Below are 14,036 nucleotides of genomic sequence, written 5' to 3'. Positions count from 1 at the left end.
GGCCACCCCGGCGGGAGCCTTCCCGTGCAGGGTCTGCCCGTCGAGCGACCCCTCCCCCGTGATCACCAGCGTCGCCCGCTCCACCGCCGCCGCGAACCCCAGCACGTCGAGCATGACCTCGATCCCGGGCCGGAACCCGGCACCCAGCCCCACGAGGGCCCCGTACCCGATCCCGCCGGCCGCCCCGGCACCGGGCGCGGCGGCGTACTCCGCCGCCCTGCCCCCGATCGCCCTCTCCAGGACCGCCGCGAAGTGGGCGAGCCCGGCGTCCAGGGTCGCCACGTCGTCGGGGGAGGCGCCCTTCTGGGGGCCGTACACCGCCGCCGCGCCCTTCGGCCCGGTCAGCGGGTTGTCCACGTCACTGGCGAGGACGACGTCGACGGCGGGCAGCCGGGGGTCGAGGCCGGTCAGGTCGGCCGKGGCGACGTCCCCGAGGGAACCGCCCCCGGGCGGCACGGGCTCGCCGTMTGCGTCGAGGAAACGGGCCCCGAGCGCGGCCAGCATCCCGGCCCCGCCGTCGGTGGTCGCGCTGCCGCCGACGCCGAACACGATCGTGCGGGCCCCGGCGTCGAGCGCGGCCCGCAGCAGCTCCCCGGACCCGTAGGTGGACGAGGTGAGGGGCGCGAGGACGCCGGCGGGCAGCCGCTGCAGCCCGCTCGCCTCGGCCATCTCCACCACCGCGGTGCCGTCGCGCAGCGCGAACGCGGCGGTGACCTCGTCGCCGAGCGGCCCGGCGACCCGTACCTCGTGCCGCTCGAACCCGGCGGCGACCGCCGCGTCGACGGTGCCGTCGCCGCCGTCGGCGACCGGGAGGGCCGTCACCTCCACCTCCGGCGCGACCCGGCGCAGCCCTGCCGCCACCCGTTCGGCGACCTGCACGGCCGTGAGCGTGCCCTTGAACTTGTCCGCGGCGATGAGTACCCGCTGGGTCCGGCCGCCGGTCCCGCCGCCGGTCCGGTTGACTGCAGCGTCTGCCACCTTGCATTCCCCTTGCTGGTCGGGCCTTGCACACGTCAAGGCAGTCGCGCCGCTGCGACCCTAACCGCAGGAGGGGGCCGCTGCCCAGGGCAGTCGCCCGGAGCGCCGTCCGGGACAGCCGTGCGGGCGGCGGCCCCGGGGCGGTCGCTCAGCCGGCGTCGGTGGCGCGCGAGTCGTAGAGCTGGTGGGTCAGCGCGCCCTCGTGCCCGAACGGCACGCTGATGTGCTCCAGCACGTCCTCCAGGAGGTCGAGGTCCCCTGTCTGCACCCCGACGTCCCCGGTCTCGACGAGCGGCTCGGCGCGCACCGCCGCGGCGGCGGTACCGGTCCCGAGGGCGGACAGGACAACGGCGACCGCGGCGGCACCGGCCGCGAGGACGGCCGTACGGCTCGACGACTTCATGGAACTCCAGACACACGATGCGAACAACACCTGATGACCTTGTCATGCGGCGCGGTGCCGGAAGTGCGGCCACACGTATGGAAGGCAGTCCGGACGGGCGGGAATTCGGCACACCGGGTGTACGCCCGTCGCAGGTTGACGGCCGTGCGGGCCCGTCGGCCGGTCTCGTTAGGCTGGGCCGATGACGACTCCTGACTACGCCACGTACATCGCGGGCCTCCCCCGGGTGCTCGCGGGTGCCGCCGCACTCTTCCGTGACGACGAGGGCCGTGTGCTGCTCGTCGAGCCCAACTACCGCGAGGGCTGGGCGCTGCCGGGCGGGACCGTGGAGTCGGACGAGGGCGAGACCCCGCGCCAGGGGGCCCGCCGGGAGACCCTGGAGGAGATCGGCCTGGACCTCCCGATCGGCAGGCTGCTCGCGGTGGACTGGGTGTCCGGCGCGGCCCGGCCCCCGATCGTGGCGTACCTGTACGACGGCGGGGTCCTGACCGAGGAGCAGTTCGCCTCGATCCGCCTCCAGGAGTCGGAACTGCTGTCCTGGCGCCTGGTCCCGCCCGCGGACCTCCCCCGGTACCTCCTCGGCTCCCTGGGCCACCGCGTGGCCGCCGCCCTGGACGTGCTCGTGGAGGGCACGGGGACGGCGGAGCTGGAGAACGGCCGCCGGGCCGATATCCGATAGCCCCGCGCGGTCCCGCGCCCTACGCTCGGCCCATGAGCAAGCCCCTCGTCGCCGTCCTCACCGGGGCCGGCGTCTCCACCGATTCCGGCATCCCCGACTACCGCGGCCCGAACGGTGTGTGGCGGCGCGATCCCGGGGCCCAGAAGCTCGTCACGTACGAGTACTACATGGGCGATCCGGAGATCCGGCGCCGCTCGTGGCGGATGCGCCGCGAGATGGGGACCCTGGGGGCGGAGCCCAACGCGGCGCACCGGGCGGTGGCCGAGCTGGAGCGGTCCGGGGTGCCGGTGCGGGTGCTCACGCAGAACGTGGACGGGCTGCACCAGCGCGCCGGGATGCCCGCCCGCAAGGTCCTCGAACTGCACGGCAGCGCGCGGCACGTGGTGTGTACGCGCTGCCGTGCGCGCGGGCCGATGGAGGACGTGCTGGCCCGGGTCGACGCGGGCGAGGCGGACCCGCCCTGCCTGGCGTGCGGCGGCGTCCTGAAGCCGGCGACCGTCATGTTCGGCGAGCGCCTCGACCCGGTGGTGCTCGGTGACGCGGTCGCGATCGCCAAGGCGTGCCAGGTGTTCGTCGCCGCCGGCACCAGCCTCCAGGTGGAGCCCGCCGCGGGCCTCGCCGGGGTCGCCGCCGACCACGGCGCCCGGCTCGTCGTGGTCAACGCCGAGCCGACCCCGTACGACGACCGGGCCGACGCACTGGTCCGCGAGCCGATCGGCACGAGCCTGCCCCGGCTGCTGCGGGAGCTGGCCGCCTGAGCGGCGCGCGGACCGGATCGACCAGAAGGGCGGCCTCGGTCAGAACAACGCCGCGGCCCCCTCGCCCCGTTCGAAGTCCAGCAGGCGCTGTTTGCGGGGCAGACCGCCGCCGTAGCCGGTGAGGCCGCCGTTCGCGCCCACCACCCGGTGGCAGGGGACGATGATGCCCAGCGGGTTCCTGCCGTTGGCCAGGCCCACCGCGCGGGACGCCTTGGGGTTGCCCAGCGCGTCCGCGAGCTGCCCGTACGTGCGGGTCTCGCCGTACGGGATGCGGCGCAGCTCCGCCCAGACCGAGCGCTGGAACGGGGTGCCGTGCAGGTGGAGGGGGACCGAGAACTCCTTCAGCTCGCCCGCGAAGTAGGCGCCGAGTTCCTCGGTCACCGCGGCGAACGGTGTGTCGTCCGGGTCGCCGAAGGTCTCCTCGGGCGGGCGGTGGCGCTGGTCGGTCATGTAGAGGCCGGACAGGACTCCGTCGGTGGCGACGAGCGTGAGCGGGCCGTACGGGCTGTCGATGACGGTGTGCTGCTTCATTTGGGTGGGCGGTCTCCTGCGGGAGGAAGTTGACCGGGTGGGTGCTCGTCGCCCAGAGGTACTGGACCGCGTACGCGCGCCAGGGGCGCCAGTCCTCGGCGCGCGCCGTCAGCGCGGCGGGCGTGGCCGGCAGGTCCAGGTCCCGTGCGGCGTACCGGACCCCGAGGTCGGTGACCGGGAAGGCGTCCGGGTCGCCGAGGGCGCGCATCGCGATCACCTCGACGGTCCAGGGGCCGAACCCGGGCAGGGCGAGCAGCCGCGAGCGGGTGCGCGCCCAGTCCTCCTCGACGCCCAGGTTGACCGTGCCGTCCGCCAGCCGGGACACCAGCGTGGTGAGGGTGGCCCGGCGGGCGGCCGGCAGGGCGAGGGTGTCCGGGTCCAGCGCGGCCAGCGCTTCGACCGACGGGAAGAGGTGGGTGAGGCCGCCCCCGGGGTCGTCGACCGCCTCCCCGTGGGCCGTGACCAGGCGACCCGCGTGCGTACGGGCCGCGGCCGTGGACACCTGCTGGCCCAGTACGGCCCGCACCGCAAACTCGGCCTCGTCGACCGTGCGCGGTACCCGGCGGCCCGGTGCCTTGTCGACGAGCGGGGCCAGCGCCGGATCGGTGCGCAGCCGGTCGTCGACCGCGACCGGGTCCGCGTCCAGGTCGAGGAGGCGGCGGCAGCGGCTGATGGCGACGGTCAGGTCGCGCAGGTCGCCGAGGGTGAGCCGGCAGCCGATGTGGTCGGGCCCCGGCGTGAGCGCGACGATGCCGGGGGCGTGCGGCAGGCGCAGGGTGCGCCGGTACGCGCCGTCGCGCCACTCCTCCACCCCGGGTACGGCGGTGGCGACGAGGTGGCCGAAGAGGTTGTCGGGGTTGAGCGGGGCGCGGAAGGGGAGCCGCAGGATCAGCGTGCCGGGGGCCACGGGGGCGCCGGTGGAGGCGGAGCCCCGTCCGGGTGCCTTGGCGCGCAGCTCGCCCGGGGCCAGGGCGAAGACCTCGCGGACCGTGTCGTTGAAGGTGCGGATCGAGGAGAAGCCCGCCGCGAAGGCGATCTCGGCCATCGGCAGCGGGGTCGTCTCGATGAGCAGCCGTGCCGTCTGCGCGCGCTGGGCGCGGGCCAGGGCGAGCGGTCCCGCGCCCAGCTCGGCCAGGAGCTGGCGTTCGACCTGCCGGGTGCTGTAGCCGAGGCGGGCCGCGAGTCCCGGTACGCCCTCGCGGTCCACGGTCCCGTCGGCGATCAGCCGCATGGCGCGGGCCACCAGGTCGGCCCGCCGGTTCCACTCGGGCGAGCCGGGACTGGTGTCGGGGCGGCAGCGCTTGCACGCCCGGAAGCCGGCCTGCTGACAGGCGGCGGCGCTCGGGTAGAACGTCATGTTCTGCGGCTTCGGCGGCACCACGGGGCAGCTGGGCCGGCAGTAGATCCCCGTGGTCAGGACCGCCGTGAAGAACCAGCCGTCGAAGCGGGCGTCCTTGGACTGGACGGCGCGTACGCAGCGCTCGGTCTCGGTGTGCATGCCGTTCTGCATGTCCACCAGCATCGCCCTCGGTCAGGGCGATGGCTGGCGGAAATGCGACATCTGGCCGGGCCCCGGAGGGCCGGGTCACTCCTGGGCGGTCGGCCGCCGCGAGATCTCCGTCGCCCTGTCCACGTCGCTCAGGGGACGCAGCCGGTAGGTGTAGGAGTAGTCCCGGTCGGCGAACAGCTTGTACTCGTCGTGCGTGTGCGCGCCCCAGCTGTTGTCGCCGCCCACGCCCATCTGCCGGTGGTTGACCCGCAGGACGACCTCCTCGCGCGGGTCCAGCTGGTAGTCGTGGCGCGTGCCGACGGACAGGTCCTCGGGGGTGAAGTGCGAGGCGTTGAACTCGACGAGCGGCTCGCCCGAGACCAGCAGTCCGGCGCCGCCGCGGTCGGTCAGGGCGACCCAGCGGACGTCGGTCCTGTTCCCGTTCTCCTGCGGCCGGATGTACGGCGTCCACTGCCCGGCCACCGTCCCGGAGTACAGCCCGACGTCGGTGCCGGTGTTGCGGTCCCAGTGGTTCTCCTCGGGGCCGCGGCCGTAGTGGTGCACACGCTTCAGCCGGCCCGGCAGGAACAATAGGGTGCCGACCTCCGGGATGTAGGGCAGGCTCGCCGCGCCCGGGTGCAGGGTGTTGTCGACCCTGATCTCCCCGTTGCCGAAGACCGTGTACGTGGTGGTGTACGCCGATTCGGTGGTGGTGGGCAGGGTGCCGGCGACCTCGATGCGGACGGCCCGGTCCCGCAGGGCGCGCACGCGCACGTCCGTCACCTTCCGCAGCGTCCCCACGTCGCGCCAGGTCTGGTTGCGCAGGTGCTGGCCGTTGCCGCGGTCGTTGTCGGTGGGTGCCCGCCAGAAGTTCGGCACCGGCCCGGAGGTGAGGAGCCGGGTGCCGCGGAAGGCGTACGAGGTGATGACTCCCGTGCTTTTGTCGACGGTGACGGTGAAGTCCTCGCCCCGGACCTCGACGGACCGCTTGCCGTCCTGGTGGCGCAGCGCCGGTACGCGGGACAGCGGGACGGGCCGTACGGCGGGGCTGTCCGCGTCGACCGGTATCTGCTGCTTGGCCACCTCGAAGCCGGCCTTCGCCCACGCGGTGCGTTCCCTGGTGGTGAAGGACAGCTGCAGGAAGTACTCCGTGCCGGGCGCCGGGCGGGCCGGCACCCTGAAGGGCACGGTGACGTCCTTGGCACTGAGCGGCGGCACGTCCAGCTGGGCGCGGCTCAGCCTGCCGCGCTGGACGGCCTTCCCGTCGGCGAGCAGGGTCCAACTGCCTTCGAATTCGCGGAGGTTGGTGAACAGGTACTCGTTGGTGAGGGTCACCGCGGCTCCGGCGGCGAGCGAGTCGCCGGACTTCGGCGCGGCGTTGACCGCCTGGTAGACCTGTTTGACCTCGGCGGCCTTGCCGGTGTGCCCGCGGTCGGCGGTGACGATGCCGTCCGCGACGAACGCCCCGTCGTTCGGGTGGTCGCCCCAGTCGCCGCCGTACGCGAAGAAGGTGCGCTGCTGCGCCCGTTTCCGTGTCACCCCGACGGTGGCCGCGTCGAACCAGAACCGCACGCCGTCGTCGCCGGGACCGCGCCCGCCCGATGCGAGTTCGGCCGCGGACAGCGCGCGGGCGTAGACGCGCGCCCGCCGGATGGTGCCGCTGAACTCGCGGGTGGGGTTGTCGACGTCCGTGGCGAGCGAGAGCGGTGTGGTGTCGATGGCGGGGCGCCGGGTCGTGGTCCGGGTGGCCCGGAGCGTGCCGTCCACGTACAGGGCGAGCGTGCCGGCCGTCGCGTCGAAGACGCCCGCGACGTGGTGCTCCCGGCCGGTCCAGTCGTCCGGGAGCGGCCAGTTCGCGGCCACCCACTGCCCGTCGCCGTGGATGAAGAACTCCAGGGTCCGGTCGGTCTGTTTCAGGGCGTACTGGGTGTCGCCCTTGGCCAGGATCGGCTGGTGGTAGCCGAGCACGTGCGGGGTGAACCAGGCCTCCAGGGTCAGCGAGCCGGTGAGGTCCAGGCCCGGGTCGCGGGCGAAGACGGTGCTGCCGGAGACGCCCTTCTCCCGGTCGAAGGTGACGCTGCCGGCCTGGACCTCGCCGCGCAGCGCGCCGGGCCCCTCCTCGGTGAACAGGACGCGCACCGGGGTCGGCGTGGTCAGCGACTGGTCGACGAAGTCCCAGATCCAGCCGCCCTGCAGCACGTCGTGGCGGCGGATGACGTCCCAGTACTTCTTGAGGTTGCCGGTCGAGTTCCCCATCGAGTGCGCGTACTCGATCATGACGTACGGGCGTTTGTCCGCTTCCCCGGCGCGGGCCTCGACGCGCGCGGGGCTCTCGTACATCGCCGAGCGGATGTCGCTGATCTGCGGCCGGTCGTCGCCCTCGTACTGGATGACGCGGGTGGGGTCGTACGAGCGGATCCAGTCGTGCATGGCGACGAAGGTGCTGCCGCCGCCGGCCTCGTTGCCGAGCGACCAGATGACCACGGACGCGTGGTTCTTGTCGCGGTGGACCATGTTTTGGGCGCGGGCCACGCAGGCCCTGCTCCAGTCGGCGTGGTCGCCGGGGTACTCGTCGCGGATGCCGTGCGTTTCCAGGTTGGTCTCGTCCACGAGGTACAGGCCGTACTCGTCGGCGAGTTCGTACCAGAGCGTGTTGTTGGGGTAGTGCGAGGTGCGGACGGTGTTGATGTTCGTCCGCTTGATGATCTCGATGTCCCGGACCAGGTCGGCGCGGGTGAGGGCGGTGCCGCGGTCGGGGTGCATCTCGTGCCGGTTGGTGCCGCGCAGCGAGACGGGCTGCCCGTTGATGCGCATCAGCCCGTCCTTGAGGGCGAACTCGCGCAGGCCGACGCGGTGCGAGAGCGTCTCGACGACCTTGCCCGCCGGGTCGCGCAGCCGCAGCACGGCCGTGTAGAGGTACGGGTCCTCGGCCGACCACAGCCTCGGCGCGGGGACCGCCCTGGCGGCCCGCACGGTCACGTCCTCGCCGGCCGGGGCCGCGGCGAGGTCGACGTCCTGGCGCAGCGGGCGGGGCCAGACGGCGTGCCCGCGCGCGTCGTAGAGCTGCGTCTCGACGGCGTACGTACGCCCGTCCCCGTCCCCGGCCGTGCCCCCGGCCGCGGTGGAGCCGTAGTCGCGCACGCTCGCGGTCACCGACAGTTCGGCGGCCCGGTGGCCGTCGCTCAGCGGCGTGTCCAGCTTGAAGTCGCGCAGGTGCACGGCCGGGGTGGAGAACAGGTGGACCGAGCGGAAGATGCCGCTCAGCCGAATCATGTCCTGGTCCTCCAGCCAGTCGCCGTCCGAGTAGCGGTACACCTCCACCGCGATCTGGTTGGTGCCGGACTTGAGATGCGGGGTGATGTCGTACTCGGCGGGCGTGTACGAGTCCTCGCGGTAGCCGACCGGGTGGCCGTTGATCCACACGTAGTGCGCGGACTTGACGCCTTCGAAGTGCAGGAAGGTCCGCCGCCCCGACCAGCCCTTCGGGACGGTGAAGGTGCGTCTGTACTGGCCCACGGGGTTGTAGCGGGTCGGGGCCGCGGGCGGCTGCGGCTCCTCCCCCAGCCCGTTGGGGCCCCAGTACGGATAGGTGATGTTGATGTAGATCGGGAAGTCGTAGCCGTGCACCTGCCAGGCGGACGGGACGGGGATGGTGTCCCAGGAGCTGTCGTCGACGTCGGTGCGGTGGAAGTCGGGGTCGCGGTCCTCGGGGCGGTCGGCGTAGGCGAACTTCCACTTCCCGTCGAGGCTCATCCGGTACGGGGAGCGGGAGCGGTCGCCGTCCAGCGCCTGGGCGACGTCCGCGTACGGCGTGAGCGTGGTGTGCGGGGGCTCGCTGCCGATCTGGAAGACGTCGATGGCGCCGTTCCACTCCGGGGAGCCGTCCGCCGCGGCGGTCCGGCCGGCGGCGTGGGCCGGGGAGGAGGCGCCCGGCAGCGCGAGTGCGCCCAGGAAGGCGGCCGCCCCTCCTTCGAGGAGTCGGCGGCGGCTGACGGGAGGCAGGTGCGGGTGCGGGAGAGGCATGGCTGTGACCTTCCTCGGTACGACCGTGGGGGTGCGCGAACTGAGGTGTGGGATGCGACTGTTGAGCACAGAGACACCTGGTGAGCCACGGAAAACCCTAGATCCCGAACACAACGGGAGCAATGACCGTGTCGAACTTTGTGTGTTCCTGAGGGATCGGCCGGTCTGCCCCCGGCCTGATCACCCGGCCCGCCCCGGCCGGATCACCCGACCTGCCTCCGGCCGGATCAGCCGGCCTGTGCGGCGAACGCGTCGTACGCCTGCTCGTCGAAGAGGACGAACCTGACCTCGGCCACCGCCGTCTCCGTCCCGCGCACCGTCCCGATCGCGATACGGGCGGCGTCCTCCATCGGCCATCCGTAGATGCCGGCGGAGACGGCCGGGAACGCGACGGTCCGCGCGCCCAGTTCGTCGGCGACCCGCAGCGATTCCCGGTAGCAGGAGGCCAGCAGATCGGAGCGGTCCTCGCTGCCGCTGAAGACGGGGCCCACGGTGTGGATCACCCAGCGCGCGTCCAGCCGACCGGCGGTGGTGGCGACCGCCTGTCCCGTGGCCAGGCCCTTCCCGTAGTGGGAGGCGCGGAGCTTGCGGCACTCGGCGAGGATCTCGGGACCGCCGCGCCGGTGGATGGCGCCGTCCACGCCTCCGCCGCCGAGCAGGGAGGAGTTCGCCGCGTTGACGATCGCGTCCACGCTCTGCCGGGTGATGTCGCCCTTGACGAGTTCGATCGTGGTCATGGGTGGCGCAGCCTCTTCCATACGGCCTTCGCGGCGTTGTGCCCCGACATGCCGTGCACGCCGGGCCCGGGCGGGGTCGCCGAGGAACAGATGAACACCGCCGGGTGCGGGGTGTCGTACGGGAACAGCGACAGCCGGGGGCGCAGCAGGAGTTGCAGGCCGGAGGCCGCGCCGCAGCCGATGTCGCCGCCCACGTAGTTGGCGTTGCGGGCGGCGAGCTCGGGCGGGCCCGCCGTGGCCCGGGCGAGGACGCGGTCGCGGAAGCCCGGCGCGAACCGCTCCAGCTGGCGCTCGATCGCGTCCGTGAGGTCCCCGGTCCAGCCGCTCGGGACGTGCGCGTACGCCCAGAACACGTGCTTGCCGTCCGGCGCCCTGGACGGGTCGACGACGCTGGGCTGCACGGTGATCAGGAACGGCGCCTCGGGTGCCCGCCCCTGCCTGGACGCCGCGCGCAGGGCGGCCCCGATCTCCGCGCTGTTCGCGCCGATCTGCACGGTGCCCGCCCGGCGGGCCTCCTCGGCGGTCCACGGCACCGGCCCGTCGAGGGCGTAGTCGACCTTGAAGACGCCCGCCCCGTACCGGTAGTGCTCGTAGTACCGCCCGAAGCCCGCGATGCGGCTCAGCGCGGTGGGCGAGGTGTCGAAGACGTAGGCGCGCGCGGGCGGCAGGTCGTCGAGGCGCTTGACCTCGTAGTCGGTGTGGACGGTCCCGCCCAGGTCCTTGAGGTACGCGGTGAGGGCGTCCGAGATGGCCTGGGAGCCGCCGCGGGCGACGGGCCAGCCGCGCGCGTGCGCGGCCAGCGCGAAGACGAGGCCGACGGCGCCGGTGGCGAAGCCGCCCAGCGGGGCCATGACGTGGGCGACCAGGCCCGCGAACAGCGTCCTGGCGCGCTCGTCGCGGAACCGCCGCATCAGCCAGGTCGACGGCGGCAGTCCGGCCAGGCCGAACCGCGCGAGGGTGACCGGGTCGCGGGGCAGCGCGCTGAGCGGGAGCGCCATGAAGTCCCGTACCAGGGCGTCCCACCGGTGGGTGAAGGGCTCCACGAGCCGGCGGTACGTGCCCGCGTCGCGCGGTCCGAAGGAGGCGGCCGTCTCGGCCACGGACCGGGACAGGACGGCGGCGGTGCCGTCGAGGAAGGGGTGCGCCATGGGCAGTTCGGGCTGGAGCCAGTCCAGTCCGTACCGGTCCAGGGGCATCGCCCGGAAGGCGGGCGAGTTGATGCCCAGGGGGTGCGCGGCCGAGCACGGGTCGTGCCGGAAGCCGGGCAGGGTCAGCTCCTCGGTGCGGGCGCCTCCCCCGACGGTGTCGCGGGCCTCGAAGACGGCCACGGAGAAACCGCGGCGGGCCAGCTCCACGGCAGCGGTCAGTCCGTTCGGTCCCGCACCCACCACGACGGCATCGAGCATCGATGGCACCTTCGGACTCCTTCGTCAGCCGATGGCCACTGGAGGTCAGGATATGCCGGGCCCCGGACGGTCCCGCCGCAGCCCCGCCCGACCGCGGTGCGGGCATCCCTGGCGCCGCGGTCAGGCGTCGCCCTGCGCGAGCAGCCCCGTCACGCGGCGGGCCGTGGCCGCGTCGCGTGCCGCCGTGAACGGGAGGGCGTTGCCGCCGGTGATGCGGAACGGCTCCCCCGCGAGCGTCAGATGGGCGCCGCCCGCCTCCTCGACGAGCAGGATGCCCGCCGCGTGGTCCCAGGCGGCTTCCCAGGAGAACGCGGTGGCGTCCAACTCGCCGCGGGCGACGGCCAGGTACTCCAGACCGGCCGAGCCGCAGGGGCGCGGGGCGACGCCGTCCGTGCGCAGGCCCAGGAGCGCCTGCTTCTGGTCGTCCGTCGTGTAGTCCGGGTGGGACGTGGCGACTTCGAGGACGGCGCCGGGGGCGGGCGAACCGGCGCGCAGCGGCACCCCGGCGAGCCGGGCTCCCCGGCCCCGTACGGCTACGGCGAGCTGGTCGCGGGCCGGGGCGTACGTCCAGGACGCCAGCAGCACGCCGTGCCGGGCGAGCGCGACCAGCGTGCAGAAGCCGGGGTCGCCGTGCACGAACTGGCGGGTGCCGTCGACCGGGTCGACTATCCAGACGGGCGCGTCACCCTGGAGCGCCCCGTACGTCGCCGGGTCGGCGTGGACCGCTTCCTCGCCGACCACGACCGAGCCGGGCAGCAGCTTGCCCAGCACCTCGGTGAGGTACTGCTCGGCCTTGCGGTCGGCGTCCGTGACCAGGTCGTGCGGGCCGCTCTTCTGGTCCACCTCGTGCGCCGCGAGCCGCCGGAAGCGCGGCATGATCTCGGTGGCGGCCGCCTCGCGGACGGCCGCCTCGACGTCGGCGGTGCGGTGGGCGAGAAACTCGTCGATGGTTTCCAGGTGTTCGATCATGCCTCCATGAGAGCACGCGGCACTGACAATCCCCGCCCGGTGGGTGCATCGCGGGTGGAATCGGCATGAACAACGAACGTTCGGGCACTGCGGAGCGTTAGCGTCCGGTGACGCGCGACGGCGTGCGGTGGTGCTCGGCGATGCCCGGTGGCGTTCGGTGGTGCCCGGGACGGCGGGGCGGGTCCCGGGTCAGCGGCCGACCGCGTACCCCTGCATGCCGCGCGGGTTCGCCGCCGCCGACAGCACCCCGGTCCGCGGGTCCCGTGCCACCGCGCACAGCCGCCCCTCCGACCAGGCCTCGCCGACCTGGACGTCGTGGCCGCGGCGCCGCAGTTCCTCGACGACCCCGGGGTCCGTGCGGGACTCGACGGTCACGCTGCCGGGGCGCATGCCGCGCGGGTAGAAGGAGCCGGGGAAGCTGTCGTTGTGCCAGTTCGGGGCGTCGATCGCGCCCTGGAGGTCCAGGCCGCCGCGGACCTCCTCGCGCAGGGCGACGGCCAGGAAGAAGTGCAGCTGCCACTGGTCCTGCTGGTCGCCGCCGGGCGTGCCGAAGGCCATGACGGGGATCCCGTCGCGCAGCGCGAGCGACGGGGTGAGGGTCGTCCGCGGACGGCGCCCGGGGGTCAGGGAGTTGGGCAGTCCCTCCTCCAGCCAGGCCATCTGGAGCCGGGTGCCGAGCGGGAAGCCCAGCTCGGGCACCACCGGGTTGGACTGCAGCCAGCCGCCGCTGGGCGTGGCCGCGACCATGTTGCCCCAGCGGTCGACGACGTCTAGGTGGCAGGTGTCGCCGCGGGTGGCGCCGTCCGCCGAGACCTCCGGCTCCCCGGGCACGGGGGACGTCGGTGGCTTCGCCACGGTGGGCTCGCCCGCGCCCGGCGCCCCGGGCGGGCCCTCGACGTCCTTCCCGGCGGCCACCGCGCGCGCGTGCACACTGAGCCGCGGGGTCCGCCCGCCGGGGCTCCCCGGCCGCAGCTCGTACGAGGCCTTCTCCCCGATCAGCGCCCGCCGCCCGGCGTTGTACTCCGGAGACAGCAGCTCGGCCGGCAGCTCCGGCGCAGGCACCTCACCCGCGTCCCCGTACCAGGCTTCCCGGTCGGCCATCGCCAGCTTGCACCCCTCCACGAGGAGGTGCACGTACTCGGCGGAGCCGTACCGCGGCAGCTCGGGCGGCAGCAGGGCGAGCTGCTGGAGGAAGACCGGGCCCTGGCTCCAGGCCGCGGCCTTGCACAGGGTCCAGCCCCGCCAGTCGTAGGTGGCCGGGGCCTCGTAGGTGGCCGACCACGCTGCCAGGTCGGCCGCCGTCAGGGTGCCGGAGTGGCGCTCGCCGCTGGTGTCCAGCGTGGGCCGGGCCGCCTGGCGCACGAGCGCCTCGGCGATGAACCCCTCCCGCCAGATCCGCCGCGCGGCCTCGATCTCGGCGACCCGGAGGCGGGCGGCCCCGGACGCTCCCGTACCGGCCGCTCCCGTGCCCGCCGCCTCCTGCGCGGCTTCCTGCGTGGCCTCCGCGATCAGCCGCAGCCAGGTCGCCGCCAGCGCGAGGTTGCGGAACAGCTCGCCCGGCCGCGGGGGTTCGCCGCCGGGCAGGTACACCTCCGCCGAGGACGTCCACTCGGTCGCGAAGAGCTCGCGCACCGTCTCCACGGTCTCGCCGACGCGCTCCACGGGCGCGTGCCCGTCCCGCGCGTACCCGACGGCGTACTTCAGGACGTCCGCCAGGGACTTCGTGCCGTGGTCGCGCAGGAGCAGCATCCACGCGTCGAAGGCGCCGGGCACGGCGGCCGCGAGCGGGCCGGTGCCGGGTACGAGGTCCAGGCCGAGGCTCCGGTAGTGGGCGACCGTGGCGCCGGCCGGTGCCACCCCCTGCCCGCACAGCACCCGCACCTCGCCCCCGGCCGGGGCGAGGATGATCGGCACCTCGCCGGCGGGCCCGTTGAGGTGCGGCTCGACGACGTGCAGCACGAACCCCGCGGCGACGGCGGCGTCGAAGGCGTTGCCGCCGTCCTCCAGCACGGCCATCGCCGACTGCGAGGCGAGCCAGTGCGTGGAGGACACCATTCCGAATG

Annotated in this window: 10 protein-coding genes and 1 pseudogene; 2 read left to right on the top strand and 9 right to left on the bottom strand. The window is 74.0% G+C overall.

Features of this window, described 5'->3' with window-relative positions:
• Both FGF04_RS26725 and FGF04_RS26720 read right to left on the bottom strand, forming a co-directional pair.
• A partial coding sequence (locus FGF04_RS26725) for a glycerate kinase (protein WP_149514371.1) occupies window positions 1-978 on the bottom strand: 978 nt, incomplete at its 3' end.
• A 148-nt stretch (window positions 979-1,126) separates the two neighbouring features.
• Entirely contained in the window at window positions 1,127-1,381 is a 255-nt protein-coding gene (locus FGF04_RS26720) for a hypothetical protein (protein WP_149513913.1), read from the bottom strand.
• A 181-nt stretch (window positions 1,382-1,562) separates the two neighbouring features.
• On the opposite strand from FGF04_RS26720, the gene FGF04_RS26715 reads away from it, so the two are divergent.
• On the top strand, window positions 1,563-2,060 hold the full coding sequence (locus FGF04_RS26715) for an NUDIX domain-containing protein (protein ID WP_149513912.1): 498 nt from the start codon (window positions 1,563-1,565) through the stop codon (window positions 2,058-2,060).
• A 32-nt stretch (window positions 2,061-2,092) separates the two neighbouring features.
• Entirely contained in the window at window positions 2,093-2,818 is a 726-nt protein-coding gene (locus FGF04_RS26710) for an SIR2 family NAD-dependent protein deacylase (RefSeq protein WP_149513911.1), read from the top strand.
• Between the two features lie 39 nt (window positions 2,819-2,857).
• Here the strand turns inward: FGF04_RS26710 and FGF04_RS26705 are convergent, their stop codons facing one another.
• From FGF04_RS26705 to FGF04_RS26675, 7 genes and pseudogenes are all read right to left on the bottom strand, one after another.
• Window positions 2,858-3,349: a methylated-DNA--[protein]-cysteine S-methyltransferase gene (locus FGF04_RS26705; protein WP_149514370.1), complete on the bottom strand. Its 492-nt coding sequence runs from the start codon at window positions 3,347-3,349 to the stop codon at window positions 2,858-2,860.
• A gap of 19 nt (window positions 3,350-3,368) precedes the next feature.
• Window positions 3,369-4,859 (bottom strand): annotated as a pseudogene (locus FGF04_RS26700) (AlkA N-terminal domain-containing protein); the annotation flags it as partial.
• 75 nt (window positions 4,860-4,934) lie between these two features.
• Entirely contained in the window at window positions 4,935-8,861 is a 3,927-nt protein-coding gene (locus FGF04_RS26695) for a glycoside hydrolase family 2 TIM barrel-domain containing protein (RefSeq protein WP_149513910.1), read from the bottom strand.
• A gap of 227 nt (window positions 8,862-9,088) precedes the next feature.
• Window positions 9,089-9,598 carry an O-acetyl-ADP-ribose deacetylase gene (locus tag FGF04_RS26690; protein ID WP_149513909.1) on the bottom strand — a complete coding sequence of 170 codons (510 nt, stop codon included), beginning with the start codon at window positions 9,596-9,598 and terminating at the stop codon, window positions 9,089-9,091.
• Window positions 9,595-11,004, bottom strand: a complete 1,410-nt coding sequence (locus FGF04_RS26685; protein ID WP_149513908.1) for a phytoene desaturase family protein — start codon at window positions 11,002-11,004, stop codon at window positions 9,595-9,597. Before FGF04_RS26685 ends, FGF04_RS26690 begins: the two co-directional genes overlap by 4 nt.
• Window positions 11,005-11,124: 120 nt before the next feature.
• A complete protein-coding gene (locus FGF04_RS26680) occupies window positions 11,125-11,973 on the bottom strand; it encodes an inositol monophosphatase family protein (RefSeq protein ID WP_149513907.1) in 849 nt (282 codons plus the stop codon).
• A 189-nt stretch (window positions 11,974-12,162) separates the two neighbouring features.
• Window positions 12,163-14,028, bottom strand: a complete 1,866-nt coding sequence (locus FGF04_RS26675; protein WP_149513906.1) for a gamma-glutamyltransferase family protein — start codon at window positions 14,026-14,028, stop codon at window positions 12,163-12,165.
• Between the last annotated feature and the right edge of the window lie 8 nt (window positions 14,029-14,036).

Origin of the sequence: Streptomyces apricus (genome assembly GCF_008369065.1) — a bacterium.
Lineage (GTDB): Bacteria > Actinomycetota > Actinomycetes > Streptomycetales > Streptomycetaceae > Streptomyces > Streptomyces apricus.
The sequence above is the reverse complement of the archived record's forward strand: the minus strand, read 5'-3'. Positions and strand labels throughout refer to the sequence as shown.

Coding starts and splice junctions, on each gene's coding strand:
- FGF04_RS26720 (WP_149513913.1), bottom strand. CDS start 1,381: ATGAAGTCGTCGAGCCGTACGGCCGTCCTCGCGGCCGGTGCCGCCGCG.
- FGF04_RS26715 (WP_149513912.1), top strand. CDS start 1,563: ATGACGACTCCTGACTACGCCACGTACATCGCGGGCCTCCCCCGGGTG.
- FGF04_RS26710 (WP_149513911.1), top strand. CDS start 2,093: ATGAGCAAGCCCCTCGTCGCCGTCCTCACCGGGGCCGGCGTCTCCACC.
- FGF04_RS26705 (WP_149514370.1), bottom strand. CDS start 3,349: ATGAAGCAGCACACCGTCATCGACAGCCCGTACGGCCCGCTCACGCTC.
- FGF04_RS26695 (WP_149513910.1), bottom strand. CDS start 8,861: ATGCCTCTCCCGCACCCGCACCTGCCTCCCGTCAGCCGCCGCCGACTC.
- FGF04_RS26690 (WP_149513909.1), bottom strand. CDS start 9,598: ATGACCACGATCGAACTCGTCAAGGGCGACATCACCCGGCAGAGCGTG.
- FGF04_RS26685 (WP_149513908.1), bottom strand. CDS start 11,004: ATGCTCGATGCCGTCGTGGTGGGTGCGGGACCGAACGGACTGACCGCT.
- FGF04_RS26680 (WP_149513907.1), bottom strand. CDS start 11,973: ATGATCGAACACCTGGAAACCATCGACGAGTTTCTCGCCCACCGCACC.
- FGF04_RS26675 (WP_149513906.1), bottom strand. CDS start 14,028: ATGGTGTCCTCCACGCACTGGCTCGCCTCGCAGTCGGCGATGGCCGTG.